Consider the following 26,076-nt stretch of genomic DNA (forward strand, 5'->3'; position numbering starts at 1 on the left):
TCGCTCCCATCCGAACGCGTCGAGGTGTTCTGTGACCTATCTCCCCGCCCAGGATCGCTACGACAAGCTGATGCCTTACCGCCGCACGGGCCGTAGCGGGCTCGACCTGCCGGCGATCTCGCTGGGGCTGTGGCACAACTTCGGCGGCGACGATGTATTCGAGACCGGCCGCGCGGTGCTGCGCCGCGCGTTCGACCGGGGCGTCACCCATTTCGACCTCGCCAACAACTACGGGCCGCCCTACGGCTCGGCGGAGGAGAATTTCGGCCGCATCCTGGCCGCCGACTTCAAGCCCTACCGCGACGAGCTGGTGATCTCCACGAAGGCCGGCTGGGACATGTGGCCGGGGCCGTACGGCGGTATCGGCGGATCGCGCAAGTACCTGCTGGCCAGCCTCGACCAGAGCCTCAAGCGTATGGGCGTGGACTATGTCGACATCTTCTACTCCCACAGGGTCGACCCGACGACGCCGCTGGAGGAGACCATGGGCGCGCTCGCCCACGCCCATCGGCAGGGCAAGGCGCTGTACGTCGGCATCTCGTCCTATTCGCCGGAGCTGACGCGCCAGGCGCACGCGATCCTGAAGGCGGAGGGCGTGCCGCTGCTGATCCACCAGCCGTCCTATTCGATGCTCAACCGTTGGGTCGAGGACGAGCTGCTTGGCGTGCTGGGCGAGCTGGGCGTGGGCTGCATCGCCTTCTCGCCGCTGGCCCAGGGGATGCTGACGACCAAGTACCTGGACGGCGTGCCCAAGGATTCCCGCGCCGCGCGCGACTCCTCGCTCGGGAAGGATTTGCTGACGCCCGAGAACATCGCGCGCATCCGCGCCCTCGACGCCCTGGCGACCAAGCGCGGCCAGACCCTGGCGCAGATGGCCATCGCCTGGATCCTGCGCGATCTGCGCGTGACCTCGGCCTTGGTCGGCGCGCGCACGCCGCAACAGCTCGACGATTCCCTGGACGCGGTGAACCGCCTCGACTTCAGCTCCGAAGAGCTGAAGGAGATCGATCGCCACGCGACCGAGGGCGGGATCGACCTGTGGAGGGTGTCCTCGAAACTGTAGGCGGGGCTTGGAGTTTGTGCGTGCTTCGAGACGCCCCCTTCGGGGCTCCTCAGCATGACGGGCCTTGGTGTGGACTGAAAAATTTCGTCATGCTGAGGAGCGCGAAGCGCGTCTCGAAGCACGCACGACGCCGCCGCCTGCCGAGCTCTAGAGCAAATCCGGCGGCGGCTTCCCGGCGAAGAAGGCGTCCAGGTTGTCCACCGCCCGGTCGCCCATCGCCTCACGCGTCTCGGTGGTGGCGCTGCCCATGTGCGGCAGCAGGACCACGTTCTCTAGGTCGAGGAAACCGTCCGGCACCTCGGGCTCGGCGCTGAACACGTCCAGCCCCGCCCCGGCGATGGTCCCGGCGCGGAGCGCCGCCTCCAGCGCCGCCTCGTCGACCACCGAGCCGCGCGCGGTGTTGATCAGCAGGGCGGTCGGCTTCATCTTCTGCAGGCGCGCGGCGTCGATCAGGTGGTGGGTGTCCGCGCCGCCGGGAATGTGCAGCGAGACCACGTCCGCCTCCGCCAGCATATCGTCCAGGGGCCGCCAGCGGCCGCCGGTCTCGGCCTCGACCTCGGGGGCGGCGGGGCGTCGGCTGCTGTAGAGGATCGACATGCCCAGGCCGTGACGCGCCATCCGCGCGGTCGCCTGGCCGATGCGGCCGAAGCCGACCACGCCCAGCGTCTTGCCGACCAGGGTGGTCCCCAACAGCCGGGTGGCGCCCCAGCCAACCCATCGCCCGGCGCGGACCTGTCGCTCGCCCTCGCCGGCGCGCCTGGCGATCATCAGCATCAGGGTCAGCGCCAGTTCGGCGGTGGCGTCGGTGAGCACGTCGGGGGTGTTGCTCACCGCGATCCCGTGACGACGGCAGGCCTCCAGGTCGATATGGTTCACGCCCACGCCGTAGTTGGCGAAGATCTTCACTCTCGCCCCTTCGCGCGCGACCACGTCGGCGGTGATCGAGTCGACCACCGTGGGGCAGATGGCGTCGAATTCCATCATCGCCTCGGCCAGGACGGCGGGCGACAGGGGTTGGTCGTCGGGGTTCAGCACGACGTCGTAGGCGGCGGCCAATCGGCGCTCCACCGCTTGCGGCCACTTGCGGGTCAGCAGCACCTTGGGCCGGGTCATCGCGCCTCCGATATCGATAAGGCGCGGTCTAGCAGGTGGGACGATCGAGATGAAGCGATGGGCCTGACGGAAGCACGCCGTCGCTGGAAGACGCCTACGGCTGGATCAGGCCGCCGCGCGCTTCAACGGATCGGAGGCGCGGAAGACGCCGATGTTGGCTTCGGTTTCTCGAAAGTCCGTCGGGGCGACCTCGTTCTGGCCGAGCACCAGCACACCGTCGTCCGCAAGGGCGGGGGCGAACTGCTGCAGCAGCACCGCGCGGGCGGCGGGATCGAGATAGCTGACCACGTTGCGGCACAGGATCAGGTCGAAGCGGCGCACGCTGCGGCGCGCCTCCATCAGGTTCAGCCGGCGCCAGCGGATTTGGCCGCGCAGATGCGGCGAGGCGCTCCACATCTCGTCCACCTTCTCGAAGTGGCGGAGCAGATAGCGGATCGGCAGGCCGCGCTGGACCTCGAACTGGGTGTAGATGCCCGCATGCGCCTTTTCGAGCGCGCGCTGGGACAGGTCGGTGGCCACGATCTCCAGCCGCAGGCCCGGCATGGTGTCGGCCGACTCCAGCGCCAGCATGGCCAGGGAATAGGCTTCCTGGCCGGTGGCGCAGCCCGCGCACCAGACCTGGATCAGCTTTTCCGCCCGCCCCGCCAGCAGGCCGGGCAGGGTGTGGTCGCGCAGGTGCCCGAATACGTCGGGGTCGCGGAAGAAGGCGGTGTCAGTGACCGCCAGCGCCTCGCAGGCGGCGTCCAGCAAGCGCTCGTCGCCGCCGGCCAGCAGGCGCTGCCCGAGTTCGTCCACCGAAGCCGCGTTTTCCCGCCGCGCCAGCAGGGCCAGGCGGCTCTCGACGAAATAAGCCTTGTCGCCGCGCAGCAGCAATCCTGCGCGCGCCTGGACGATCCGGCTCAGTTCTGCGAGGTCGGCAGGGTTCACAGCAGACCCGCCAGTCCGAACTTGTGGGCGACAATGTCGCCGTCGAACGGCTTCATGATGAATTCGTCGGCGCCCTGGTCGAGCGCCTCGGCGATGCGGGCGGGTTCGTTCTCGGCGGCGCAGAAGACCACGATCGGACGGCCGCCCTCGGGCTCTTGGCGCAGGGTGCGCACGAATTCCAGGCCGTCCATGTTAGGCATCCGCCAGTCCACCAGGATGGCGTCGGGCATGGCGGTGCGGCAGAAGGCCAACGCCTCGGCGCCGTCGCTGGCTTCGGCGGTCTCGAAGTCGAGCGCTTCCAGGATGCGGCGAGCCACCTTGCGCACGACCCGGCTGTCATCGACGACCAGGCACATCTTCATGCGCGACGCTCCACTCCAGGATACGCTGGGATGGGGAATTTCCATTTCCATCGCACCAGCTTGCGCGACGGAACAAGCCGCCGCGATCCCTTCGCAAACTAGTCGCGTCTGGTTAAGGAGCCGTGGAGCGGTTGGGTTGCCAGGAAGTAAACAGCGTCGCGCCCGCGTCGCAGGGCGTCTACTCGCTCCAGCTCGAATTAAGGATCATGTCGCAGAAGTTGAGCCGTACATAGCTGGGGTCGCGCAGGCTCAGCACGTCGGCCTTGACGTTGCCGAAGGTTGTCAGCGGCTTGTGGATCGTCCCGCAGGCGAAGGCGTCGATGATCCCGTTCTTGAAATCGTGACCGCGCGGGTGATGCGCGCAGACCTCTCGTCGCTGTTCGGCGCTGAAGGCGTCGTAGTCCAGCCCCAGGACATCCATCTCGACACCGGCGGTGACTAGGGCGACGACCGGACGCTTGTGCTTGGGGATGCCGGGCGTGGTGTGCAGCGCGATGGCGTCCCAGACGTCGTCCACGTCGCTCTCGTTCACGCCGTGCGCGCGCATGAAGGCTGCGGCGGCGTTGGCCCCGTCGACCTCGAAGCGTTCGTCGGCGCTGACGTACGGCGGCTGTAGTCCCATGTCGTGGAACATCGCTCCCAGGTAAAGCAGTTCGGCGTCGACCTTCAGCCCCTGGCGCTGGCCGCTCAGGGCCCCGAACAGGAACACTCGGTTGGAGTGGTGGTAAAGCAGCTCGGATTCGGTATCGCGGACCAGTTGCTCCGCTTCGAGGACTATCCTGCTGTCGGGAATGGCGACGCCGGCGATGATCTTGGGCATGTGAGGCTCCTTTGGGGATGATCTGGGCGCGTCGCCCGAGCGGCGGGCCCTGGGATGTCGGCCCCATCATCCGCCAGGGGAGGGGGGCGGGCCACGGGCTCGAACCCTGCAAAACCGCCAAACAGACACGCATTCCGGCCGCCCATAGGCATCGAGGCGGGTTTCCTGAAAGCGCGGGGTCGTTTGCGACCGCGTGGGCGTGGCGTATGCATCCAGTTCGCGCGGCTATGCGCACGGTGTCTGGAGTTCTTCGTCTTGAAGACCGTGGCCCTCGCGATCTTTCCCGGCGTCCAGGCGCTGGACGTGGCCGGGCCGCTCGACGTGTTCAACGAGGCGAACGGCTTCCTGGGCGAGGACCAGCGCTATGGGCTCTGTCTGGTTGGCGCCGATCGCGCGGCCGTCAGGGCCTCCAACGGCATGTCGATCACGCCGGACCTCGCCTTCCACGAGGCGCGACCGGCCTACGATCTGGCGCTGGTGGCGGGAGGACCTGGGCTTCCGACATCCGAACCCGAGCCCCGGTTGACCGAATGGCTGGTGGCGATGGCCGAGAGCTGCCCGCTGTACGGGTCGATCTGCACTGGCGCGTTCGCCCTGGGCCATGCCGGGCTGATCGACGGCCGGACCGTGACCACCCACTGGCAGGATGCGCCTTTGTTGGCCCTACGGTTTCCCCGGGCCCGTGTCGAACTCGACCGGATTCACATCCGCGACGGAACGCTCGTCACTTCGGCGGGAGTGACCGCCGGGATCGATCTGAGCCTGGCGATCGTCCAGCAGGACCACGGCCCCGAGGTGGCGCTGGCGGTGGCCAAGCGTCTGGTGGTGGTCGCCCAGCGCCAGGGCGGCCAATCCCAGTTCAGTCCCTACCTGGTCCCGTTCGCGGCGGAGGACTCGCCGATCGCCCGCGTCCACGCCCACGTCATGGCCCATCTGCGTGAGGCGAACAGCGTGGAGATCCTGGCCCAGGTCGCGGGCATGAGCCCACGCACCTTCGTGCGCGTCTTCAAGCGGGAGACCCGGATCACCTCAGCCGAGTTCGTCGAACGCGCCCGCATCGACGCGGCGCGTCGTCGCCTCGAGGGCGGCGATCTGGCGTTGAAGGGCGTGGCCTATGAATGCGGCTTTGGCGGCGCCGAGCATATGCGCCTGGTGTTCATGAAGCGCCTGGGCGTCACGCCGAACCAGTATCGCGCCAGCTTCAGGGCGAGCTGACGGCTCCGGGCGACGTCGCTAATCCGCCGCGACCCGCGCGCGCAGCGTCACCCGCTCCTCGGCCACGGCGAAATCGACCCGACCGCCGGCCGCCTTCAGCAGCAGGTGCAGATAGTAGGCCTGCACCCAGTGGCCGCCGAGGCCGCCTTCCAGCTTCTCGCCGCGCAGGCCGGTGGTCACTTCGGGCCGAAGGCGGGCGCGCGGCCCGACGGCCTCCACCCACAGCAGCACGTCGTTGTCCTGGATCGTGGCCGAGATGCGCGCCAGCCCGCCGGTCGGCAAGGCGCCGGCGCCGATCTGGGCCAGGTTGAGCAGGGCGCGGGCGGCGGTCTTGTTCAGCCCCGCCATGGGCGTGGACCACTCCATCTGCGGGCGGACATGGGCGAAGACGCCGCGCGCCAGTTTCTCCAACTCGCGCACGTCGAAGGTCTCGGCCGAGGCCGAGGCGCCGAACGCCACCCGCGCGAAGGCCAGCATGTCCACCAGCTTGCGCGCCGAGGTGTTGATCAGGTTCATGGCGTCTTCGCGCATGTCGGCGGCGGTGGGGTCCTCCAGCAGGTCCAACCCCGAGACGATGGCGCTCGCCGGACTGACGAAGTCGTGGCAGAGGCGCGCGGATAGCTGGGCCGCCAGCTCGCCGGCTGTGACCGGTTCGGCGGGGGGCGTCAGAGGGTCGTCCCAGGTCGGGGCGGACGACGGTGCGTAGTCGGTTTCGGGCATGGGATCGGTCATGGTCGGGTCTGCACTCGGAAGTCTTTAGCGTGGCTGGACCGAAGTGTGTTGGAAATACGGCTTGGCGTCGCGTCCGGAGCTCCGCTCGTCCTCATGGCTTTTGCGGATGGGCGGCGGTCGGGCGGGACATCCGATCTCGGCGCAATAAAAAACCCCGGAAGCGCTGGGCTTCCGGGGGCCTTCATTTCGGATTCTTTTCCCGCTCAGTTCGCGAGGCGGCGGAGAAAGGAGGGTATGTCCAGATCCTCCGTCGAATCATGGGGTTCGATGTTCGGCTGGATGGCGGGCTGAGCGCTGCCGCCGCCCTGGACCGCACGCGTGGGCGCGGGCGGGGGATTGGGCTGAGGATGATGAGCGCCCTGCGAATAGTCCTGACGCGGACGACCGCCGAACAGGCTGAGCCAGCCGCCCTTCTTGGGCTCGGGCTGTCGGGGCGCGTAGCCCTGGCGGTTCTCGTAGGCCGGGCGCTGGGCCAGGCTTTGGGGCGCGGGCCGCTTGGTCAAGCCGAGCTGCTCGTCTTCGCTGTCTTCGACCGAGGGGTCGATGATGCGGATGATCGGCTCGGGCGCCGGAGTTACGACCGGCTTTTCCTGCGCCGTCCCGGTGGTGGCGGCCGATTCGGGACGCGCGGGCTCGGGCCACAGGGTGGGCGTCGACGACGGGGTCGAATAGGACGTCGAGGGCGCTGAGGTCGGCCAGGCCGGTTGCTCGCCCGCCGCGCGGGCGGGAGTGGTCTGGACGCGCAGCGGCGGGGCTGCGGGCAGGGGCGCAGGCTGGCGAAGGTTGGGGCGCTGAGCCGGGTCGGCCTGGGTCTGGACGCCGGCGTCCATGCCGGTGGCCACGACGGAGACGCGGATGCTGCCTTCCAGCGACGGGTCGAAGGCGGCGCCGAAGATGATGTTTGCGTCCGGATCGACTTCCGACGAGATGGCGTTGGCCGCTTCGTCGACTTCCAGCAGGGTCATGTCCAGGCCGCCGGTGACGTTGACCAGCACGGCCTTGGCGCCCTTGAGCGAGACCTCGTCCAGCAGCGGGTTGGCGATGGCGTTCTGCGCGGCCATCAGGGCGCGGTCCTCGCCATTGGCCTCGCCGGTGCCCATCATGGCCTTGCCCATCTCGGTCATCACCGAGCGGACGTCGGCGAAGTCGAGGTTGATCAGGCCCGGCATCACCATCAGGTCGGTGATCGAGCGCACGCCCGAATGCAGCACCTGGTCGGCCATGGCGAAGGCCTCGGCGAAGGTGGTGCGCTCGTTGGCGACGCGGAACAGGTTCTGGTTGGGGATGACGATCAGGGTGTCGACGTAGCGCTGCAGTTCGCTCACGCCGGCGTCCGACAGGCGCATCCGGTGACGGCCCTCGAAGTGGAACGGCTTGGTGACGACGCCGACGGTCAGGATGCCACGCTCGCGCGCCGCCTTGGCGATGATCGGCGCCGCCCCGGTGCCGGTGCCGCCGCCCATGCCGGCGGTGATGAACACCATGTGGGCGCCTTCGAGGTGCTCGCCGATCTCGGGGAAGCTCTCCTCGGCCGCGCTCATGCCGACCTCGGGGTGCGCGCCTGCGCCCAACCCTTGGGTGACGGTGATGCCGAGCTGGATGCGGCGGTCGGTCTTGGCGAACTGGAGCTGTTGCGCGTCGGTGTTGGCGACGACGAACTCGACACCCTCGAGGCCCGCCTCGATCATGTTGTTGACGGCGTTCCCGCCGGCCCCGCCGACGCCGAACACGACGATCCGCGGCTTCAATTCCGTGGCGCGAGGCGCCGAGAGATGTATCGCCATGGATTTCTTTCCTTAGACCGACGGCCCCACGATCCGACGACGGACGACCATTCTTGGCATCCCACCGCGGCGCCGATAAGACACCCTTATCCTTAACCCGTAGTTAACCCCTACCCCGAGTCGCGGATTCGATAAGACCCGATGCAGTAACAATTCACTGATTCGGCGCGCAATTTCAGTAGCGTTTTTCCCTGCGCTGAATTTGCGCAGGCCAATGGGGCGAACGATTGGCGGCATGGGCGATGGCGGTCGAGACGCTTCCGGTTTCCTTCCTGGCGGATGGGGAGGAAGTAGAAGCTCGCGCGGTTTGCCGCTGGAGTTGTGGGCGAGGACTCCGCCCTACAGGTTCTCGCGCAGCCAGCCCGCCGCGCGTTGCAGGACGCCGGCGTTGGGGTCGATCGGCTCGCGGGGCTGGGTGCTGCGCGAAGACCCGGCGAGCGAGCGGGCGGAGACCGCCTCGCGCGGACCGAAGGCCGAACGGTGCAGCACGCCGGCGGCGGCGCAGAACCCCGGACCCGCGGCGGCCTCGGCCAGGTGTGGCGCGCGGCGCGGCCGACCCAGGCGAACCGGGCGGTCGAACACCCGCACCGCCACTTCGCGCACGCCGACAAGCTGGCTGGCCCCGCCGGTCAGCACGATGCTGGCGCCGGATTCGAACGGCACGCCGGAGGCCTTCAGGCGCTCGCGCACCAGTTCCAGGGTCTCTTCCACGCGCGGGGCGATGATGCCCTTGAGCAGGCTGCGCGGCGCGATCACCGCGCCGGCGCCGGGATCGTCGCCGCGCGGCGGCGCCTCGATCATCTCACGGTCCTCGTTGGCCGAGGCGATGGCGGAGCCGTGCAGGGTCTTGATCCGCTCGGCGCCGGCGATGGTGGTCGACAGGCCGCGCGCGATATCGGCGGTCACGTGGCTTCCGCCCACCGCCAGGCTGTCGACGTGGAGCAGGGAGCCGTCGCCGAACACCGCCACCGAGGTCGAGCCGCCGCCCATGTCGATGCAGACCGCGCCCAGGTCCATCTCGTCGTCTTCCAGCGCCGCCAGCGCCGAGGCGAACGGGGCCGCGACCACGCCTTCGAACTGCAGGTGCACAAGCTCAAGGCAGTGGCCGAGCGTCTGGAAGGCGCTTTCGCTCATGGTCACGACCAGCAGGTCCAGGCTGAGGCTGCGGCCGAACATGTTGCGCGGGTCGCGCAGGCCGCGCGCGCCGTCCACCGACCAAGCCACCGGCAGCAGGTGGATCGGACGCCGGCCCAGGAAGCGGCACTGGTTCACCGCCAGGGCCAGGGCGCGCGACAGGTCGTGGTCGCTGATCGGCCGGCTGGACAGCTGGATGGTGGTGGAGGAGCGGTGGCTGGCGAGCTGGCCGCCGGCAGTGGTGATGACCACGCCCGAGACGCTGGCGCCCGCCATGTTCTCGGCCCGCTCGACCGCCTGGGCGATGGCGTGGGCGGCCTCGTCCATGTTGATGATCGCGCCGCCGCGGATGCCGTTGGAGCGCACGTGGGCCACGCCCGCGACGTTGATCGAGCGGTCTTCGCGCTTGGCCCCGTCCGGCTTCATGATGAAGCAACCGACCTTGGAGGCGCCCAGATCCACCGCCGCCACCAGGTGCTGGCGGTTCTGGCCGGAGAGCATCTTCAGCCCGTCACGGGCCTCCCGGCGATCACGAAGGTTGGACATCTCCTCGGCTCCTGGTCAGGTCTTGGCGGCGGTGGGCGCGGGCGGCGCGGATGGGGTGTGGGGCGTCTGGGCCTGGGCGGATTGCGTGGCCGCCGGCTGGCGCGGACGCACGATCACCATTTCGGGATCGCGCAGGTCGATGCGGGCGAAGCCGAGGTCGAGCAGGCGGTTCTTCTGGTCCAGCTGGTCGAGCTGGATCAGGGCGGCGTCCTCGCCGACGGCGGGAAGCTGGATCAGGCTGCCGTCTTTCAGGCGCAGGTCCCAGCGGCGCTGGTCCACCCGCACCAGGGCTTCCAGGCGGCTCATCAGGCGCGGACGGGTCTGCACCAGGGGCAGCACGCCGTTGGCGGCCTGGGGCGCGCCGGCGCCCACGATCAGCGGCAGGTCGACGAACAGGCCAGGGTCGGCCTCTGGGATCACCTGCCCGTCGGGATCGACCACGTGCGACTGGCCCTGGTCCTGCCACACCGCCAGGCGCGGACGCTCGGACACCGCCAGCACCACGGTGTCGGGCAGCAGGCGCAAGATGCGCACCGACTTGACCCAACCCACCTGTTGCACGCGTTCGCGTACGGCCTTGAGGTCCACGCCCATCAGCGGCGCGCCATGCTCCACGGCGGCGGCGCGCACGATGTAGGGAACGGAAAAGCGCGAAGCCCCCTCGACCTCGACATTGGCGACCCGGAAGCCCGCACGGGCCAACTGGCCGGCCACCGCCGTGTTCACCCCGACCTGCAGCGCGCGCGCCCGCCCGCCGGTGGCGAGGGTCAGCCCGACGGCGGCGACCACGACGGCGCCCGCGGCGGCCAGCACCAGGCGCGGCCGTCCACCGAACCCGCGCGGTGCGGGGCCGGGCGCTGGTCGGCGACCGCCCCTCGCGGGCGCGGTTCCGCCGTTAGGTCGGGCGACCTTGGGGCCGTCCCGCTTCATCGCGGGCATGAGGCGTCCTCTACGATCCAAAGCACGAGACGGTCGAAGTCCAAACCAGTGTGGGCGGCCTGCTCCGGCGCGAGCGAGGTGGGTGTCATGCCGGGCTGGGTGTTCACTTCCAGTAGGACCAGATCACCCTTAACTTCGTCATAACGGAAGTCGGATCGGGTAAGACCTCGGCAACCCAATGCGATGTGCGCCCGCTCGGCCATGCGCATGGCGACCGCTGTTATCTCAGGGGAAATCGGCGCGGGGACCACGTGTTTGGAGCCGCCTTCGCCGTATTTGGCCTCGTAGTCGTAGAAGCCCGAGGCTGCGACGATATCGGTCACCGCCAGCGCCCGCGCGCCGCCGGCCTCGCCCAGCACCGCCACCGCCAATTCGTGTCCGGCGATGTAGGGCTCGATCATCACCTCCTCCCCGAAGGCCCAGTCGTCGCGGCCCAGTTCCTCGGGCGGCCGGTTGGCGCCCTCGAACACCAGGAAGACGCCGACCGAAGAGCCCTGGGCGTTCGGCTTGACCACATAGGGCGGGGCCATGACGTGCTCGCGCGCCGCCACGTGGCGGTCGAACAGGCCGCCACCCGGCACCGTCACCCCCGCCGCCGCCAGCACCGCCTTGGCCTTGGCCTTGTCCATCGCCAAGGCCGAGGCGAGCACGCCGGAGTGGGTGTAGGGGATGTCGAGCGTCTCCAGCACGCCCTGGACGCAACCATCCTCGCCCCAGGCGCCGTGCAGGGCGTTGAAGGCGATCTCGGGCCGCGCAGCGGTCAGGACTTCGGCTAGGTCGCGGCCGGCGTCGATCCGCGCCACCTTGGCCCCCAGCCGTTCCAGGGCCGAGGCGCAGGCCTCGCCGGACACCAGGCTGACCTCCCGCTCGGGGCTGAGTCCGCCCAACAGCACGGCGATGCGACGGTCGGCCAGGGGGCGTTCGGACATGGAGGCTCTCATCCGCTTGGGCCCAGGTGCGGGCCGTTAAGGGACGGAGCTAATGCGGGATTTCGGCGACGACGCAAACGTCGCGTTTCAGAGTCGAAACGCCGCGGACGGGGATAATCACCTTCTCCCCTTGCGGGAGAAGGAAGGGGCCCGCGTGTCGATAGACGCGTGGGAAGGTTGAGGGGTCTTGCTGCGATATCAACGGCGAACGTCCGTCGACCCCTCACCCTCCCAGCAAGGCTGGGCCCCTCCCTCTCCCGCAAGGGGAGAGGGTCTATCGTCGCCCGATCCGCTTCACTTCCCAGTGGAGCTCCACGCCGAGTTTCGCGAGCACGTCGGCGCGCACCGCTTCGCCCAGGCCCTCCAGGTCGGCGGCGCTGGCGTTATCGGTGTTGATCAGGAAGTTGGCGTGCTGGGGGGAGAACATCGCCCCGCCGTGGGGCTTGCCGCGCCAGCCGGCTTCGTCGACCAGTTTCCAGGCGCTGTGGCCGTCGGGGTTCTTGAAGGTCGAGCCGCTGGTCTTCTCGCGGATCGGCTGGGAAGCTTCGCGCCGGGCGGTGATCGCGTCCATGCGCCCGGTCACGGCGGCGGGATCGTCCGGACGCCCCTGGAACAGAGCGCCGGTGAAGATCAGCCAACGCTCGGCCGCCGCGCCGCACCTGCGGTAGCTGAAATCCATCTCGGCGTTGGAGAACACGACGCGTTCGCCCGAACGATCCAGCGCATAGGCTTCGACCAGCACGTCCTTGGTCTCCGCGCCGTAGCAGCCCGCGTTCATCATGCAGGCGCCGCCGATGGTCCCCGGCACGCCGGTGTAGAATTCCAGCCCCGCCATGCCCGCCTTCGCCGCCGCCTTGGCCGCCTGGGCGTCGAGCGCGGCCGCGCCCGCCCGGATGCGGTGGTCGTCGAGCGCTTCCGTGGCGGCGAACGCCCGTCCCGCCAGGCGGATCACCACGCCCTCGACCCCGCCGTCGCGCACCAGGGTGTTGGAGCCGACGCCTAGCGGCGTCACCGGCACGCCCGGATCGAGACCCGCCAGGAACGCCGACAGGTCCGCCTCATCCGCCGGCAGGAACAGCACATCGGCCGGACCGCCGACGCGCAGCCAGGTGAACGGCGCCAGCGCCTCGTCGCGCAGCAGCTTGCCTCGCACGGTGGGCAGGCGGTCGGTCCAGCTCATGCCGGCTGAGTTCCCGCGCTGGTGAATGCAGTGTGGATATGCATTGCGTGCTTCGAGACGCGGCTAACGCCGCTCCTCAGCATGACGAAGTTTTTTGCGATGCCCCCACATTCGTCATCCTGAGGAGCCCCGAAGGGGCGTCTCGAAGGACGCAGGAGCCGGTCAGCCTGCCGCCTCACCCCAGCGCGTCCAGCTGGCCGGGCAGGGCGTAGGCCCAGGCGGTGATGTCGCCGGCGCCCAGGCACACCACCAGGTCGCCGGCCGTCGCGTGCTCGCGCACGGCGGCGGCGAGGGCGGCCGGGCTTTCGAGCGCGCTGGCGCTGCGGTGGCCGAAGCGGCGCAGGCCCGCCACCAGGGCGTCCTTGTTGGCGCCTTCGATCGGCTGTTCGCCGGCCGGGTAGACGTCGGCCACCAGCACGCTGTCGGCGTCGTTGAAGCAGCCGCAGAACTCCTCGAACAGGTCGTGCAGTCGGGTGTAGCGGTGCGGCTGCACCACCGCGATCACCCTGCCGCCGCCGTTCTGCACCTCGCGCGCGGCCTTGAGCACGGCGGCGATCTCGACGGGGTGGTGGCCGTAGTCGTCGATCACCCGCACCCCGTGGGCCACGCCCGTGGTGGTGAAGCGGCGCTTGACGCCCTCGAAGCCCGCCAGGCCGGCGCGGATCGCCTCTTCGCTCACGCCGAGTTCGTGCGCCACGGCGATGGCGGCCAGCGAATTCAGGACGTTGTGGCGTCCGGTGATTGGCAGGCGCAGCTTCTCGAACACGATCCGCACGTCCTCGCGCGGCGAAATCTGGCAGTCGAAGCAGGCCCCGTCCGCGCCCATCTCGATATTGACCGCGCGCACCTCGGCCTGGGGATTGGTCCCGTAGGTGATCAGCCGCCGGTTCTCCACCCGCGAGGTCAGGGCCTGCACTTCCGGGTGGTCCAGGCAGACCGCCGCGAAGCCGTAGAAGGGGATGTTCTCGACGAAGTCGCAGAAGGCCTTCTTCACCTTCTCGAAGTCGCCGTAGTGGTCCAGGTGCTCGGGGTCGATGTTGGTGACGATGGCCACGGTGGATTTCAGCCGCAGGAAGGTGCCGTCGCTCTCGTCGGCCTCCACCACCATCCAGTCGCCCTCGCCCATCTTGGAGTTGGAGCCGTAGGCGTTGATGATCCCGCCGTTGATCACCGTCGGGTCCAGCCCGCCCGCGTCGAGCAGGGCCGCGACCATCGAGGTGGTGGTGGTCTTGCCGTGGGTGCCGCCCACCGCGATCGAGAAGTGCAGCCGCATCAGCTCGGCCAGCATCTCGGCGCGGCGCACCAGCGGGATGTGGCGGGCGCGGGCCTCGACGTATTCGGGATTGTCCGGCTTGACGGCCGAGGAGAACACCAGGGCCGAGGCGCCGTCGACGTTCTGGGCCGCATGGCCGATGTGGATCTTGGCGCCCAGCGTCTCCAGCCGCTCGGTGTTCGCCCCGGCCTTCTGGTCGGAGCCCTGCACCGCATAGCCCGCGCGCAGCATGATCTCGGCGATGGCGCTCATGCCGATGCCGCCGATGCCCACGAAGTGGACCGGGCCGATGGGGAAGGGCGTGGGGCGCAGGCGGGTGGAGGACATTACACAGACCTTGGGTCGGGCTTGGGCGCCATCATCGGCCGATGATCCGCCGATCTCGCCGATGGCTATCGAATCCCGATCCACAAATAGGGGAATAGGGACCTTAACGGTCCCTGCGCTTTCGCATCCCTGCCTTGTCCGAACAAGGGCCGGGAAGTCACACAAGCGTCACCGGCGAGCCGTCGCCTCCACCAGGTCCGCCAGGCGTTCGGCGGCGTCGGGGCGGCCGGCGGCGTGCGCGCCCTCGGCCATCTTGTCCAGCACGTGGGGGGTGGTGAGCAGGCCCTCCAGCACCTCGGCCAGCTTCTGAGGGGTGAACTTCTTCTCCGTCAGGATCACTGCGGCGCTCGCCTCGGCCAGCAGCTCGGCGTTGTAGGTCTGGTGGTCGTCCGCCGCGATCGCCAGGGGGACCAGGATCGAGGGCCGTCCGGCCACCGCCAGCTCGCTCACGGTCGAGGCGCCCGCGCGCCCGATCACCAGGTGGGCCGAGGACAAGCGCTTGGCCATGTTGCGGAAGAAGGGCGCGACCTCGGCCTCGACGCCGGCCTTGGTGTAGGTGCGGCGCGCGAAGTCCAGCGAATCCATGCGCGTCTGCTGCTCGACCCGCAGGCTCAGCCGCAACGTTTCCGGCAACATGGCCACCGCCGCTGGCACGGTTTCCGACAGCAGCTTGGCTCCCTGGCTGCCGCCGGTGACCAGCAGGGTGAAGACACCGCCCGGCAGGACGTAGGGCTGGTCGTACAGGGCGCGGATCTCGGGCCGTACGGGGTTGCCCACCACCATCGGCTTCAGCTTGCCCGGCGCCCTGCGCAGGATGGGAAAGGCGCAGGCGACCTTATCGACCCGCTTGCTGAGATAGCGGTTCACCCGCCCCAGCACCGCGTTCTGCTCGTGGATCAGGCGGGGGATGCGCGCCTGTTTGGCCGCCAGCAGGGCGGGTAGCGAGGGATAGCCGCCGAAGCCCACCACCACCGAGGGCCGCAGCCGCACATAGGCTCGGCGCGCCCGCTTCACGCCCGCCCGGATGCGCAGCCAGCCCCGGACCATGCCGATGGGGTTGCTGAGCTTGAAGGTGGCGGCTTCGAGCGCCAGCCGTTCGGCGGCCGGGAAGTCGGCGGCGTACTGGTCGCCCCGGGTGTCGGTGGCCAGGATCACCCGCCAGCCGCGTTCGGTCAGCACCCGCGCCAGGGCTTCGGCGGGGAACAGATGTCCGCCGGTGCCCCCTGCGGCGAGGACGACGGTGCGGTTGGCCTCGGTCACGACAGATTCCATTCCCGGCGCCTCGAATCGCTAAGCGACGCGCGCAGGATGACTCAAGTTGGTGTCGTCTGTTAACCGCGCTTGATGGCCTGACTGGCCGGCGGTTTTCACATCAGCGATGCGCCGGCGGGCGCGGGGCCTTCGGAGCTGGCGTAGGCGCCGGGACGGCGGCGGGTCAGGGCCAGCGCCATGCCGAGCGTCAGCCCCATGGCCAGCATCGAAGAACCGCCATAGCTGATGAAGGGCAGGGTCATGCCCTTGGTCGGGATCAGGTTCAGGTTCACCGCCACATTGATGAAGGCCTGCTCGCCCACCAGCACGAACAGCCCAGCCGCCGCCACCTGCTCGAACGGGTCGGCCAGCTTCATCGACTTGTACAGCCCGCGCACCACAAGGAAGCCGAACAGGCCGATCAGACAGAGCGAGAAGATCAGGCCGTACTCCTCGGCCGCCACCGAATAGATGAAGTCGGTGTGCAGGTCGGGCACGTGGCGTTTCATCACCCCTTCGCCGGGACCGCGCCCGAAGAAGCCGCCGTGACGGATGGCCTCGGCGGCCTTGTCCACCTGATGGGTGTCGGTCCCCTCGGGGTTCAGGAACTTATGGAAGCGCGCGGCCACGTGCTGGAAGGTCAGGTAGATGATCACCATGCCGGTGGAGGCCACCGCCCCCAGGCCCAGGATCCAGCGGATCGGCACCCCGGCCATGAAGAAGGCCACCCCGAACGCCACGGTGATCAGCACTGTCTGGCCCACGTCCGGCTGGATCAGCAGCAGCACGACCGACAGCAGATACAGGCCGAACGCGATAGAGACGCCCGGCACGCCCTGGCCCTTCTGGCCCTCCGAGAACATCCAGGAGACCAGGATCATCAGGGCGGGCTTGAGGAATTCCGACGGCTGCAGCGAGAAGCCGCCGATCTCCAGCCAGCGCTGGGCGCCCTTGGCGGCGTGGCCTAGCAACGGCAGGGCCATCATCACCAGGATCGACAGGACGTAGACGACGAAGGCGGTGCGCCGGATTCCCTGGGCGGACAGAGTGGAGATGGTCAGCAGGATGGCCGCGCCGCCCGCCGCGTAGACGCACTGGCGCACCGCGAAGTGGAACGGGTCGTGATAGCCGATCCGCGCCGCCGCCGCCGGGCTGGCGGCGAACGACAGCATCACGCCCAGCCCGATCAGGATGGCGGTGGAGCCCAGCAGCAGGTGGTCGGTGGTCCACCACCATTGGCCGAAGCGCGAGCGGTCCGTCCGGGCGAAGGCGTGGGGCGTGAACGTCATGGTCGCGTCCGGAATTCGATCATGCTCGGGGCGGGACTAAGGCTGGCGAGCCATGCCGACGGGGCGTGGCTCGCAATGATTCTCGCCCGCAACATTGCGTGGGTCAGGGTTAAGGGGACGTTGCAATCCGGCGGATCGGTGGATCAGCTGGCGGCTTGTCGTGGCGTCGTGGCCAGGCCGTGCACCAGCGACCGGAAGGCGTCGCCGCGGACCTCGAAGTCGGGGAACTGGTCGAATGAGGCGCAGGCGGGCGACAGCAGCACCACTGCGTCGCGGCCCTTGGCCGCCGCATCGTGGAAGGCCGCGTCCACCGCGCGCAGCAGGTCCCCGCACTGTTCGACGGGCGCGGCTCCGGCCAGGGTGCGGCCGAATTCCTGCGCCGCTTCGCCGATCAGGTAGGCCTTCTCCACCCGGCCGAACAGGTCGCGCAGGGAGTCGATGCCGCCGGCCTTGGGACGCCCGCCGGCGATCCAGTAGAACTTGGGGATGGCGCTCATGGCCTGGCGGGCGGCGTCGGCGTTGGTGGCCTTGCTGTCGTTGACGAAACGCACCCGCCCGACCGTGCCCACATCCTCCATGCGGTGCGCCAGGCCCGGGAAGCTCATCAGCGCGTCGGCGGCGTCCTGGGGCGACACGCCGAGCGCCAGGGCGGCGGCATAGGCGGCGGCGGCGTTTTGCCAGTTGTGGCGGCCGGGAAGGCCGGGCGCGCGGCTCAGGTCCGCCACCTCCGTCACCCGTTCGCCGATGGCGTCGTAGAGCACGCCCTGCAGCGCATACAGGCCCCGGCCCATCGAGCGACCGGCCGAGATCGGCACGATGGTGCGTCCGTTGCGGGCCAGCAGTTCGGTGCAGATGTTCTGGCCCCAGGCGTCGTCCACCCCGACGATGGCGGTGTCGCCCTTGCCCTGGTTCAGGAACACCCGGCGCTTGGCGGCGACATAGCCGTCCATGCCGCCGTGACGGTCCAGGTGATCGGGCGAGATATTGAGCAGGATGGCCGCGTCGGCCTTGAGGCTCGATGTCAGGTCGAGCTGGTAGGACGACAGCTCCAGCACGTAGACCGCGCCGCCGTGCATGTCTTCGAGCCCCAGCACGCCCGCGCCGATATTGCCGCCGACGTGGGCGTCCTTGCCGGCCGACTTCAGGATGTGGCCGAGCAGGGCGGTGGTGGTGGATTTGCCGTTGGTGCCGGTGACGGCGGCGATCTTCGGCCGCTTCCAGGGATCGACGGCGTTCACCGTGCGGGCGAACAGCTCGATGTCGCCCAGGATCTCCACGCCCGCGGTCTGGGCCTTCCTGACCGTCCAATGGGGGGTGGGGTGGGTGAAGGGCACGCCGGGCGAGACCATCAGGGCGTCAAACTGGGCGAAGTCCGCCTTGGACAGGTCCACCACGGGCAGGCCTTGGGCGGCGGCGCGCGAGCGGGCCTCCGCGTTTTCGTCCCACAGGGCGACCTTGGCGCCGCCCGCCAGCAGCGCGCGCGCGGCCGTCAGCCCGGTGCGGGCCAGCCCGAACACCGCGACATGCTTGCCGTCGAAACCTTTGACCGGGATCATCGTGCGGTCACCGGAGCTTCAGGGTGGCGAGGCCGGCGAGCGCCAGCAGGATGGAGACGATCCAGAACCGGATCACCACCGTGGATTCCGCCCATCCGAGTTTCTCGAAGTGGTGGTGGATCGGCGCCATCAGGAAGACGCGCTTGCCGGTGCGCTTGAAGTAGCCGACCTGGATCATGACGCTCAGCGTCTCGGCCACGAACAGGCCGCCGATGATCACCAGCACGATCTCGTGCTTGGCCACCACCGCCATGGTCCCGAGCGCGCCGCCGAGCGCCAATGAACCGGTGTCGCCCATGAAGATCTTGGCCGGGGGCGCATTGTACCAGAGGAAGCCCAGGCCGGCCCCCATCAGCGCCCCGCAGATGATCGCCATCTCGCCGGCGCCGGGCACTGGGTGGACCTGCAGATAGTCGGCGAACTTAAGGTTACCCACGATGTAGGCGATGAAGCCGAAGGCGGCCGCCGCGATCATCACCGGGACGATGGCCAGGCCGTCCAGCCCGTCGGTCAGGTTCACCGCGTTGGAGAAGCCGCCGATGAACACCATGCCGAAGACGATGTAGAACCAGCCCAGGTTCAGCAGCGCCTCCTTGAACACCGGGAAGGCGACCGAGGTGCGCACCGCCGCCTCCGGCATCTTCTGGCCGAAGCGGATGATCAGATAGACCGCCACCCCGGCCACCAGGAACTGGACCAGCAGCTTCATGCGCGATGAGACGCCCGCCACCGTCTGCTTGGTGACCTTCTCGTAGTCGTCCATGAAGCCCAGCCCGCCATAGGCGGCGGTGACGAGCAGCACGACCCAGACATAGACATTGGTCAGGTCCGCCCACAGCAGGGTGGCGACCATCAGCCCGGCCAGGATCATGAAGCCGCCCATGGTGGGCGTGCCCTTCTTTTCCAGCAGGTGGCGCTCGATCCCGTCGGTGCGGATTGGCTGGCCCTTGCCCTGCTTGGTGCGCATCCAGCGGATGAAGCGCGAGCCCATTCCGACCGCCACGATGTAGCCGGTCACGAAGGACAGGCCCGTGCGGAAGGTCAGGTAGCGCAGCAGGTTGACCACGGGCACGTAGTGGAAGTGCGTGTCGCGGTGCGCGTCCAGGAACTGGAAGATCAGGTAGATCATGGGCGCGGCGCTCCGGCCGGAGTTTGGGTGGCGGCGCCGCTCAGCGCCTGGACGATCAGCGAGGCCTTCGATCCGTTGGAGCCCTTGACCATCACCGTGTCGCCCGCCCGCACGGCGGAAACCACCATGGGCGCGAGTTCGGCGGCGCTGGGCGCCCAGGCGCCGCGGCGAGCCGCGGGCAGGGCGTCCCAGAGATGGCGCATGAGGGGACCAGCGAGGAAGACGGCGTCCACTTCCGCCGATTCCAGGTCCGCGGCCAGGGTGGCGTGATGCCCTGCGGCGTCCGGTCCGAGCTCCAGCATGTCGGTCAGCACGGCGATCCGGCGATGGGGGGCTGTGGCCAGGGTGCGGATGGTCGCGCGCATCGAGATCGGGTTGGCGTTGTAGCTCTCGTCAACCAGGGTGACGGCCCCGCCGGCGAACGGCAGGCGCTGTTCGGCGCCGCGCCCGGCCAGCGGCGCGAAGTCCGCCAGCGCGTCCAGCGCGCGCTCGACCGGCGCGCCGAGCGCCTCCACCGCCAGCAGCACCGCCAGGCTGTTCGGGCCCCAGTGCGCGCCGCCCTGGGCGATGGGGATGCGGATAGGTCGGCCATGCAGGCGCGCTTCGATCACCGCACCGGCGCCGTCGCGCTCGAAGCCGACCAGTTCGGCGTCGCGGCCTTCGCGGCCGAACGACAGCACTCGCGCACCCTTGGCCCTGGCGGCGTCGGCCAGCAGGTCGAACCAGGCGTCGTCGGCGTTCAGCACCGCCACGCCGCCCGGCGCCAGACCCTCGAAAATCTCCGCCTTGGCCAGGGCCACGCCAGCCTCGCCGTCGGGGAAGTTCTCCACGTGGACGGGGCCAACGGTGGTGACCACCGCCACGTGCGGGCTCACCAGCTTGGACAGGGGCGCAATCTCGCCCGCATGGTTCATGCCGAGTTCGAGCACCGCAAATTCCGTGTCTAGGGGCAGGGCGGCGAGCGTCAGGGGCACGCCGATATGGTTGTTGAACGACTTCACCGGCGCATGGCTCCGGCCGGAAAGCCTAAGGGCGGAGGCCATGGCCTGGGTGACGCTGGTCTTGCCGACCGATCCCGTCACCGCCGCGCGCCGGGCGGGCGAGCGCTCGCGGGCCGCAACAGCAAGCCGTTCAAGCCCTTGTAAAGTTTGATTAACCTTAACGACTGGACCTAAAGCGTCGCCGCGCGAGACCAGGGCGCCGGCCGCTCCGGCGGCGAAGGCGGCGGTCAAGAAGTCGTGACCGTCCCGTTCGCCGTCCAGGGCGACGAACAAGTCGCCGGACTTCAGGGTGCGGGTGTCGATCGACAGGCCGGAAACCACGAAGGGCGCGCCGCCCGCCTCGCCGCCCGTCGCCCGCGCGATCTGTTCAGATGTCCAGAGGGGCTCACGCATGGGCGTCTTGCCCTTGCAGGGCGGCGCGGGTCTCGAACACGTCGTCGAAGGGGTGGACGACGCCGGCCACGGTCTGGCCCTGCTCGTGGCCCTTGCCGGCGATCACCAGGATGTCGCCTTCGCCGAGCTGTTCGACGCCCGCGCGGATGGCGGCGCGACGGTCGCCGACCTCCACCGCGCCGGGGCAGCCTTCCAGGATGGCGCGGCGGATCGAGGCGGGGTCTTCGCTGCGGGGATTGTCGTCGGTGACGATGGCGATGTCGGCGAAGCGCGCGGCGGCGCGTCCCATCAGCGGGCGCTTGGCCCGGTCGCGATCGCCGCCGGCGCCGAACACCACGATCAGGCGGCGGCGCACGTGTGGCCGCAACGCCTCCAGCACCGTGTGCAGGCCGTCGGGGGTGTGGGCGTAGTCGACATAGGCCTCGCCGCCATTGGGACCGCTTCCGACCCGTTGCAGCCGGCCCGGCGCACCCTGCAGAGTCTCCAGCGCCGCCATCACCGCCGCCGGTTCTTCGCCCGCCGCGATACACAGGCCCGCCGCCACCAGCACGTTGGAGGCCTGGAAGCCGCCGGCCAGGGGCAGGCGGACCTCGAATATTCTGTCGGCGACCTGCACCGTCATGTGCTGGCCGTAGGGCTCGGGCGTGCGGGCGACCAGGCGCACGGCAAAGCCAGTCTCGCCCACCGACATGATCGAATGGCCGTTGACCACGGCGGCGGCGGCGAAGGCGGGGAAGTCGGCGGCGTCGGCGTTCAGCACCGCCGTCGTCCCGCGCGGCAGCAGCTGCTCGAACAGGCGCAGCTTGCAGGCGCGGTAGGCGTCCATGCCGCCGTGATAGTCCAGGTGGTCCTGGCTGAGATTGGTGAAGCCCGCCGCCTTCAGGGTCAGCCCGTCGAGCCGCCGCTGGTCCAGGCCGTGGGACGAGGCCTCCAGCGCCAGGTGGGTGACGCCCATATGGGCCAGCTCGGCCGCGAGGCGCGCGACCTCGGCGGCGTCGGGGGTGGTCAGGCCCGGTGGGGTCAGCACCTGGTCGGCGGTCTGGACGCCCAGCGTGCCCATGCTGGCGGCCTTGCGGCCCAGCGTCGTGAAGATCTGGCGGCAGAAGGTGGCGACCGAGGTCTTGCCGTTGGTGCCGGTGACGGCCACCACCACGGCGGGTTCCGCGCCGTAGAAGCGGCGCGCGGCCAGGGCGTACAGACGCCGCGCATCGCAGGCGCGCACCAGCGGCACGGACTGGTCCGGGGTGTCCTGGGGCGCCAGGATCGCGCTCGCGCCGGCCGCCACCGCGCGGTGGATGTAGTCGCGGCCATCGGCCTCTGCGCCGGGGAGGGCTGCGAACAGGAAGCCGGGCTTGACCTTGCGGCTGTCGGCGGTGACGCCGGCGATCTCCGGGTCGGCCTCGGGCGGCAGGTCGCGCGCGGTCAGGACGGAGAGACGCGGGCTCATTCGGCGATGTCCGAGGGCTTGGCGCCGGGGCCGTTTGGGGTCGGGCTGTCGGCGGTGATCACTCGCTGCACGCCCAGGAACGGCGCGATCCGGTCGATGACGGCGCCGGCCGTGGGGGCCGCGTTCCAGCCCGCGGTGATCAAGCCGAAGCTGTCCTTGGTCGCGTGGGGGGAATCCAGGGTGACGACCACCAGATAGCGATCGGCGTTGATGGGACCGTCGGTCGGGAACACCGCCACGAAGGACGAGACGTTGTTCTTGCCGTAGTGGCCGTTCTCCGGCTTTTGCGCCGATCCCGTCTTGCCGCCGACCCGCAGCCCCAGGGCGTCCGCCTTGTGGCCGGAGCCTCTGGGATCGGTATGCGCGTTCATGCGCATGAGCTGGAGCATGGTGTAGGAGGTCTGCTCCGAGATCACCTGCACGCCTTTGGCTTCGTGGCCGGGCGCGACCTTGAGGACGGTCAGCGGGCGGTACACCCCGCCGTTCATCAGCGCGCTATAGCCGGTCGCGAGCGCCAGCGGGCTGACGGAAATGCCCTGTCCGAACGCCATGTGGGCCAGGGTGTCGTCGTCGAACTTGCGTGGCAGGATGGGGCGGGCGGACTCGTACATTTCGCTGGGCGCCGCCTTGAGCAGGCCGAAGCGGCGGAAATAGGTCGTCATCCGATCCGGGCCCGCCATCAGCGCCAGCTTGGCCGCGCCGATGTTGGAGGAGTGGGTGAACACCTGCCAAAGCGCCAGGGTGCTGTCGCCCTTGTCGAAGTCGTGGATCAGCCGGCCGCCGCTCATCAAGGGCGCGTGCACGTCGAAGGTGCTGTCGATGTTCACCACGCCCGTATCCAGGCCCATGGCGATGGTGAAGGCCTTGAACACCGAACCCAGTTCGTAGACCGAAGCGGCCTCATGATTGGTCAGGTTGGGGATGGGCGACTTGCCCGGCGCGTTGGGGTCGTAGTCCGGCAGGCTGGACATGGCCAGAATCTCGCCGGTGCGGATATTGACCACCATGCCCATCGCGTTGAGCGTGCCGAACTTGTCGGAGGCCTTCAAAAGCTCGTCCTGCAGCGCCGCCTGGACCCGCAGGTCCATGGCCAGCTGGACCGGCTCGCCCGCGGCGGCGGCTTCGTGGATCTGGGCGTCGAGCGCCTTTTCGGCGCCCGACAGGCCCCGACCGCCGGCGTCGGTGAAGCCGATCAGGTGTTCGGCCGTGGCGCCTAGCGGATAGACCCGCTTGGCTTCTTCCTCGAAGCTGATCCCGGGCAGGCCCAGGTCGTGGATCGCCTGCATCTCCTGGGGCGTCAGGCCGCCGCCCAGGTATTCGCGCCGGCCGGCGTGCAGCGCCCGCTCGAGCCGCTCGGGGGCGAGCTTGGGGAACACCGGCAACAGTTTGCGCCGGATCTCGTTGGTGTCCCAGATTTCGCGCGGGTCGAGATAGAGCCCGTAGTGGGTGAGGTCGACCGCCAGCAGCCGGCCGTCCCGGTCCACCAGGTCCGCCCGCGCGCCGGCCAGAGGCGCGGCCTCGCGCCCGGCGGCCTCGATCGGCGCGAACAGGGCCGCGCGGGTGGCGCGCAGGCCCAGTGTCACGAAGGCCAGGGCGAAGATGGCCAGCACGAAGAAGATACGCAGCCGGGTGTCGTCCACCGCCCGGCCCGAGGTCTTGGCCCGCTCGAACGCGCGCTCGACCGACCACATCCGCCCGGTCAGCCAGCGCCAGACCTGCAGCGGGCCATAGGGTTCGCGGTAGTCGCCGTGGAAGTCGACCGGGCTCATCGCACAGCGCCCTCCGAGGCCGCTGGCGCGGGCTTCGGCGGCGTGGCGGCCTTGACCACCTTGGCCGGCGGCGCAGGCGTATCGGCGGCGCGGGCGATCTCCATCAGGCTGGTGGAGTTGGTCTCGCGCTTGGCGTCGATCGGGGCGAGGCCGAGATATTGCTGGGACAGCCGCTCGATCCGGGCAGGCTCCTCGAGGTGGGCCAGCTCCGCGTTGAGCAGGCGCACCCGGTGCTGCTCTTCGGTGATCTGGTCGTCGACGTCGCCGATCCTGGCGGTCTCGCCGCCCGCGTGGGCCTTGCTGAAATAGACCCCCAGGACCAGGGCCGTCAGGCAGAAGAAGGCGGCCAGCTCCGCCAGGCGGAAACCGCGGATGCGCTTCTGGAACAGGAAGGTGAAGGGGGTCATGCGGCCGCCTTCCAGGCTGGAGCTTCGGTGCGGGCGGCGGCGCGCAGCTTGGCGGAGCGGGCGCGGGGGTTGAGCGCGACCTCGCTCTCGCCCGCGGCCCAGGCGCCGTTGAACAGCAGGTGGAAGCTCGGGGCTGGACCGGCGGCGGTTGGCGGCAGGTGGCGCGAGCCCAGCGGCGTGCGTCCGCCGCGCTCGATCATGAACGCCTTGACGATCCGGTCTTCCAGGGAATGGAAGGTCACTACCGCCAGCCGCCCGTCCGGCGCCAGCACGCGCTCGGCGGCTTCGAGGCCCGCTTCCAGCTCGCCCAGCTCGTCGTTCACCGCGATCCGCAGCGCCTGGAAGGTGCGGGTGGCCGGATGGGTCGGGGCGCCGCGCCGGCCGCCCAACGCGGTCTCCACCGTGTCGGCCAGGTCGGCGGTGCGCAGGAATGGCTGGGTTTCGCGCCGCAGGACCAGGGTCTTGGCGATGCGTCGCGCGGCCGGCTCCTCGCCATAGCGGCGCAGGATGCGGACCAACTCGTCGGCCTCGGCGGTGTTGACCAGATCGGCGGCGGTCGGGCCGTCCTGGGCCATGCGCATGTCCAGCGGGCCGTCGCGCATGAAGGAGAAGCCGCGCTCGGCCTCGTCCAGCTGCATCGACGAGACGCCGAGGTCGAAGGCCAGCCCGTCGCAATGGGCGACGCCGGCCTCGGCCAGGGCCTCTTGCAGTTCGGAGAAGGGGCGGCGGATCAGGCGGAAGCGTTCGCCATATGTGGCGCTCAGCGGGCCGGCGAACCGCTCGGCGTTGGGGTCGCGATCCAGCGCCACCACGCGCGCGCCGGCCTCCAGGAAGGCGGTCGTATAGCCGCCGGCGCCGAAGGTGGCGTCGACGATCACGGCGTCGGGCCGGGGCGCGATGGCCTCGACCACTTCGGCCAGCATGACGGGGAGGTGAGGGCGCTCGGTCATTGGCCGCTCACCGCGCGGATCGGGCGCTGGGCCGTGCGCAGCGCCGCCAGTCCCTCGCGCGCCGCCTGGCGCTCGGTCTCGCGGCGGGCGCGGTAGGCGTCCAGCGACCAGATCTGGAAGCGGTCGCCCAGGCCGACCACGGCGACCCAGTCGGTCAGGCCGAATTCCTCGCACAGAGTCTCGGGCAGCACGATGCGCCCCGCCGTGTCGAAGGCCAGCTGGCGCATGCCGCCGAGCACGCTGAATTCCAGGGCCGAGCGCAGGGGGTCGCCGAAGGGGAGTTCGTCCATCAACCCCTGATAGCGCTGGAACAGGGCCTGGCCGCCGCCCTCCAGGCAGTCGGCCTCGATGGAGGGGAAGCAGAACACGCCGTCGAACCCGCCGGCCCCGCTCGGCGCCGCGGCCGCGCGGAAGTCCTGCGGCACGACAATGCGCCGTTTCGCATCCAGCTGCTTCTCGAAGGTTGAGAGAAACACCCTTCACCCAGTCCCTCGGCCTAAGCCGCAATAAGCCTCCGCGCCATCGCTTTGGGCTACAATG

The 26,076-nt window shown here is 69.7% G+C and carries 23 protein-coding genes; 2 read left to right on the forward strand and 21 right to left on the reverse strand.

What is annotated here, in order from left to right; translation table 11 throughout:
* Positions 1–31 precede the first annotated feature (31 nt).
* Positions 32–1,063: an L-glyceraldehyde 3-phosphate reductase gene (mgrA, locus tag GSQ87_RS04680; RefSeq protein ID WP_256375869.1), complete on the forward strand. Its 1,032-nt coding sequence runs from the start codon at positions 32–34 to the stop codon at positions 1,061–1,063.
* Positions 1,064–1,210: 147 nt separating this feature from the next.
* On the opposite strand, the gene GSQ87_RS04685 is transcribed toward mgrA, so the two are convergent.
* The 4 genes from GSQ87_RS04685 to GSQ87_RS04700 all read right to left on the reverse strand — a co-directional run bounded on the left by GSQ87_RS04685 (position 1,211) and on the right by GSQ87_RS04700 (position 4,285).
* A complete protein-coding gene (locus GSQ87_RS04685) occupies positions 1,211–2,176 on the reverse strand; it encodes a D-glycerate dehydrogenase (protein ID WP_158913732.1) in 966 nt (321 codons plus the stop codon).
* Positions 2,177–2,281: 105 nt separating this feature from the next.
* Positions 2,282–3,103 (reverse strand): protein-glutamate O-methyltransferase CheR, encoded by an 822-nt coding sequence (locus tag GSQ87_RS04690; RefSeq protein ID WP_158913734.1) that lies wholly within the window; start codon positions 3,101–3,103, stop codon positions 2,282–2,284.
* The gene (locus GSQ87_RS04695) at positions 3,100–3,465 is read right to left on the reverse strand and encodes a PleD family two-component system response regulator (RefSeq protein WP_158913735.1); all 366 of its coding nucleotides are present in this window, start codon (positions 3,463–3,465) and stop codon (positions 3,100–3,102) included. The genes GSQ87_RS04690 and GSQ87_RS04695 overlap by 4 nt, the downstream gene beginning before the upstream one ends.
* A gap of 178 nt (positions 3,466–3,643) precedes the next feature.
* Positions 3,644–4,285 (reverse strand): HD domain-containing protein, encoded by a 642-nt coding sequence (locus GSQ87_RS04700; protein ID WP_158913737.1) that lies wholly within the window; start codon positions 4,283–4,285, stop codon positions 3,644–3,646.
* Between the two features lie 264 nt (positions 4,286–4,549).
* On the opposite strand from GSQ87_RS04700, the gene GSQ87_RS04705 reads away from it, so the two are divergent.
* Entirely contained in the window at positions 4,550–5,500 is a 951-nt protein-coding gene (locus tag GSQ87_RS04705; RefSeq protein WP_254062765.1) for a GlxA family transcriptional regulator, read from the forward strand.
* Positions 5,501–5,518: 18 nt separating this feature from the next.
* Here the strand turns inward: GSQ87_RS04705 and chpT are convergent, their stop codons facing one another.
* The 17 genes from chpT to GSQ87_RS04790 all read right to left on the reverse strand — a co-directional run bounded on the left by chpT (position 5,519) and on the right by GSQ87_RS04790 (position 26,012).
* Complete coding sequence (gene chpT, locus GSQ87_RS04710; RefSeq protein WP_158913742.1) at positions 5,519–6,232, reverse strand: histidine phosphotransferase ChpT; 714 nt, start codon at positions 6,230–6,232, stop codon at positions 5,519–5,521.
* Positions 6,233–6,435: 203 nt separating this feature from the next.
* Positions 6,436–8,016: a cell division protein FtsZ gene (ftsZ, locus tag GSQ87_RS04715; protein ID WP_158913745.1), complete on the reverse strand. Its 1,581-nt coding sequence runs from the start codon at positions 8,014–8,016 to the stop codon at positions 6,436–6,438.
* 339 nt (positions 8,017–8,355) lie between these two features.
* Positions 8,356–9,696 carry a cell division protein FtsA gene (gene ftsA, locus GSQ87_RS04720; RefSeq protein ID WP_158913747.1) on the reverse strand — a complete coding sequence of 447 codons (1,341 nt, stop codon included), beginning with the start codon at positions 9,694–9,696 and terminating at the stop codon, positions 8,356–8,358.
* 15 nt (positions 9,697–9,711) lie between these two features.
* Complete coding sequence (locus GSQ87_RS04725; protein ID WP_158913750.1) at positions 9,712–10,635, reverse strand: cell division protein FtsQ/DivIB; 924 nt, start codon at positions 10,633–10,635, stop codon at positions 9,712–9,714.
* Positions 10,623–11,564, reverse strand: coding sequence for a D-alanine--D-alanine ligase (locus tag GSQ87_RS04730; RefSeq protein WP_158913752.1), 942 nt, complete (start codon positions 11,562–11,564; stop codon positions 10,623–10,625). Before GSQ87_RS04730 ends, GSQ87_RS04725 begins: the two co-directional genes overlap by 13 nt.
* 274 nt (positions 11,565–11,838) lie before the next feature.
* A complete protein-coding gene (gene murB, locus GSQ87_RS04735) occupies positions 11,839–12,744 on the reverse strand; it encodes a UDP-N-acetylmuramate dehydrogenase (protein ID WP_158913755.1) in 906 nt (301 codons plus the stop codon).
* Between the two features lie 175 nt (positions 12,745–12,919).
* Positions 12,920–14,344 carry a UDP-N-acetylmuramate--L-alanine ligase gene (gene murC, locus GSQ87_RS04740; protein WP_158913757.1) on the reverse strand — a complete coding sequence of 475 codons (1,425 nt, stop codon included), beginning with the start codon at positions 14,342–14,344 and terminating at the stop codon, positions 12,920–12,922.
* Between the two features lie 168 nt (positions 14,345–14,512).
* Positions 14,513–15,616: an undecaprenyldiphospho-muramoylpentapeptide beta-N-acetylglucosaminyltransferase gene (murG, locus tag GSQ87_RS04745; protein WP_158913760.1), complete on the reverse strand. Its 1,104-nt coding sequence runs from the start codon at positions 15,614–15,616 to the stop codon at positions 14,513–14,515.
* Positions 15,617–15,711: 95 nt separating this feature from the next.
* Entirely contained in the window at positions 15,712–16,884 is a 1,173-nt protein-coding gene (gene ftsW / locus GSQ87_RS04750; protein WP_158913763.1) for a putative lipid II flippase FtsW, read from the reverse strand.
* Positions 16,885–17,027: 143 nt separating this feature from the next.
* Positions 17,028–18,440 (reverse strand): UDP-N-acetylmuramoyl-L-alanine--D-glutamate ligase, encoded by a 1,413-nt coding sequence (gene murD / locus GSQ87_RS04755; RefSeq protein WP_158913765.1) that lies wholly within the window; start codon positions 18,438–18,440, stop codon positions 17,028–17,030.
* Positions 18,441–18,447: 7 nt separating this feature from the next.
* Positions 18,448–19,569, reverse strand: coding sequence for a phospho-N-acetylmuramoyl-pentapeptide-transferase (mraY, locus tag GSQ87_RS04760; RefSeq protein ID WP_158913768.1), 1,122 nt, complete (start codon positions 19,567–19,569; stop codon positions 18,448–18,450).
* Positions 19,566–20,963 carry a UDP-N-acetylmuramoyl-tripeptide--D-alanyl-D-alanine ligase gene (gene murF, locus GSQ87_RS04765; RefSeq protein ID WP_158913770.1) on the reverse strand — a complete coding sequence of 466 codons (1,398 nt, stop codon included), beginning with the start codon at positions 20,961–20,963 and terminating at the stop codon, positions 19,566–19,568. Before murF ends, mraY begins: the two co-directional genes overlap by 4 nt.
* A complete protein-coding gene (locus GSQ87_RS04770) occupies positions 20,956–22,410 on the reverse strand; it encodes a UDP-N-acetylmuramoyl-L-alanyl-D-glutamate--2,6-diaminopimelate ligase (protein WP_158913773.1) in 1,455 nt (484 codons plus the stop codon). Before GSQ87_RS04770 ends, murF begins: the two co-directional genes overlap by 8 nt.
* Positions 22,407–24,179, reverse strand: a complete 1,773-nt coding sequence (locus GSQ87_RS04775; protein ID WP_158913775.1) for a penicillin-binding protein 2 — start codon at positions 24,177–24,179, stop codon at positions 22,407–22,409. The genes GSQ87_RS04770 and GSQ87_RS04775 overlap by 4 nt, the downstream gene beginning before the upstream one ends.
* Complete coding sequence (locus GSQ87_RS04780) at positions 24,176–24,586, reverse strand: cell division protein (RefSeq protein WP_158913778.1); 411 nt, start codon at positions 24,584–24,586, stop codon at positions 24,176–24,178. The genes GSQ87_RS04775 and GSQ87_RS04780 overlap by 4 nt, the downstream gene beginning before the upstream one ends.
* Positions 24,583–25,536, reverse strand: a complete 954-nt coding sequence (gene rsmH / locus GSQ87_RS04785; RefSeq protein WP_158913781.1) for a 16S rRNA (cytosine(1402)-N(4))-methyltransferase RsmH — start codon at positions 25,534–25,536, stop codon at positions 24,583–24,585. The genes GSQ87_RS04780 and rsmH overlap by 4 nt, the downstream gene beginning before the upstream one ends.
* A complete protein-coding gene (locus GSQ87_RS04790) occupies positions 25,533–26,012 on the reverse strand; it encodes a division/cell wall cluster transcriptional repressor MraZ (RefSeq protein ID WP_158913783.1) in 480 nt (159 codons plus the stop codon). Before GSQ87_RS04790 ends, rsmH begins: the two co-directional genes overlap by 4 nt.
* Positions 26,013–26,076 lie beyond the last annotated feature (64 nt).

This window comes from Caulobacter sp. S45 (assembly GCF_009765965.1).
GTDB lineage: Bacteria > Pseudomonadota > Alphaproteobacteria > Caulobacterales > Caulobacteraceae > CAHJWH01.

Coding starts and splice junctions, on each gene's coding strand:
- GSQ87_RS04685 (WP_158913732.1), bottom strand. CDS start 2,176: ATGACCCGGCCCAAGGTGCTGCTGACCCGCAAGTGGCCGCAAGCGGTG.
- GSQ87_RS04695 (WP_158913735.1), bottom strand. CDS start 3,465: ATGAAGATGTGCCTGGTCGTCGATGACAGCCGGGTCGTGCGCAAGGTG.
- GSQ87_RS04700 (WP_158913737.1), bottom strand. CDS start 4,285: ATGCCCAAGATCATCGCCGGCGTCGCCATTCCCGACAGCAGGATAGTC.
- chpT (WP_158913742.1), bottom strand. CDS start 6,232: ATGACCGATCCCATGCCCGAAACCGACTACGCACCGTCGTCCGCCCCG.
- ftsZ (WP_158913745.1), bottom strand. CDS start 8,016: ATGGCGATACATCTCTCGGCGCCTCGCGCCACGGAATTGAAGCCGCGG.
- ftsA (WP_158913747.1), bottom strand. CDS start 9,696: ATGTCCAACCTTCGTGATCGCCGGGAGGCCCGTGACGGGCTGAAGATG.
- GSQ87_RS04725 (WP_158913750.1), bottom strand. CDS start 10,635: ATGCCCGCGATGAAGCGGGACGGCCCCAAGGTCGCCCGACCTAACGGC.
- GSQ87_RS04730 (WP_158913752.1), bottom strand. CDS start 11,564: ATGTCCGAACGCCCCCTGGCCGACCGTCGCATCGCCGTGCTGTTGGGC.
- murB (WP_158913755.1), bottom strand. CDS start 12,744: ATGAGCTGGACCGACCGCCTGCCCACCGTGCGAGGCAAGCTGCTGCGC.
- murC (WP_158913757.1), bottom strand. CDS start 14,344: ATGTCCTCCACCCGCCTGCGCCCCACGCCCTTCCCCATCGGCCCGGTC.
- murG (WP_158913760.1), bottom strand. CDS start 15,616: ATGGAATCTGTCGTGACCGAGGCCAACCGCACCGTCGTCCTCGCCGCA.
- ftsW (WP_158913763.1), bottom strand. CDS start 16,884: ATGACGTTCACGCCCCACGCCTTCGCCCGGACGGACCGCTCGCGCTTC.
- murD (WP_158913765.1), bottom strand. CDS start 18,440: ATGATCCCGGTCAAAGGTTTCGACGGCAAGCATGTCGCGGTGTTCGGG.
- mraY (WP_158913768.1), bottom strand. CDS start 19,569: ATGATCTACCTGATCTTCCAGTTCCTGGACGCGCACCGCGACACGCAC.
- murF (WP_158913770.1), bottom strand. CDS start 20,963: ATGCGTGAGCCCCTCTGGACATCTGAACAGATCGCGCGGGCGACGGGC.
- GSQ87_RS04770 (WP_158913773.1), bottom strand. CDS start 22,410: ATGAGCCCGCGTCTCTCCGTCCTGACCGCGCGCGACCTGCCGCCCGAG.
- GSQ87_RS04775 (WP_158913775.1), bottom strand. CDS start 24,179: ATGAGCCCGGTCGACTTCCACGGCGACTACCGCGAACCCTATGGCCCG.
- GSQ87_RS04780 (WP_158913778.1), bottom strand. CDS start 24,586: ATGACCCCCTTCACCTTCCTGTTCCAGAAGCGCATCCGCGGTTTCCGC.
- rsmH (WP_158913781.1), bottom strand. CDS start 25,536: ATGACCGAGCGCCCTCACCTCCCCGTCATGCTGGCCGAAGTGGTCGAG.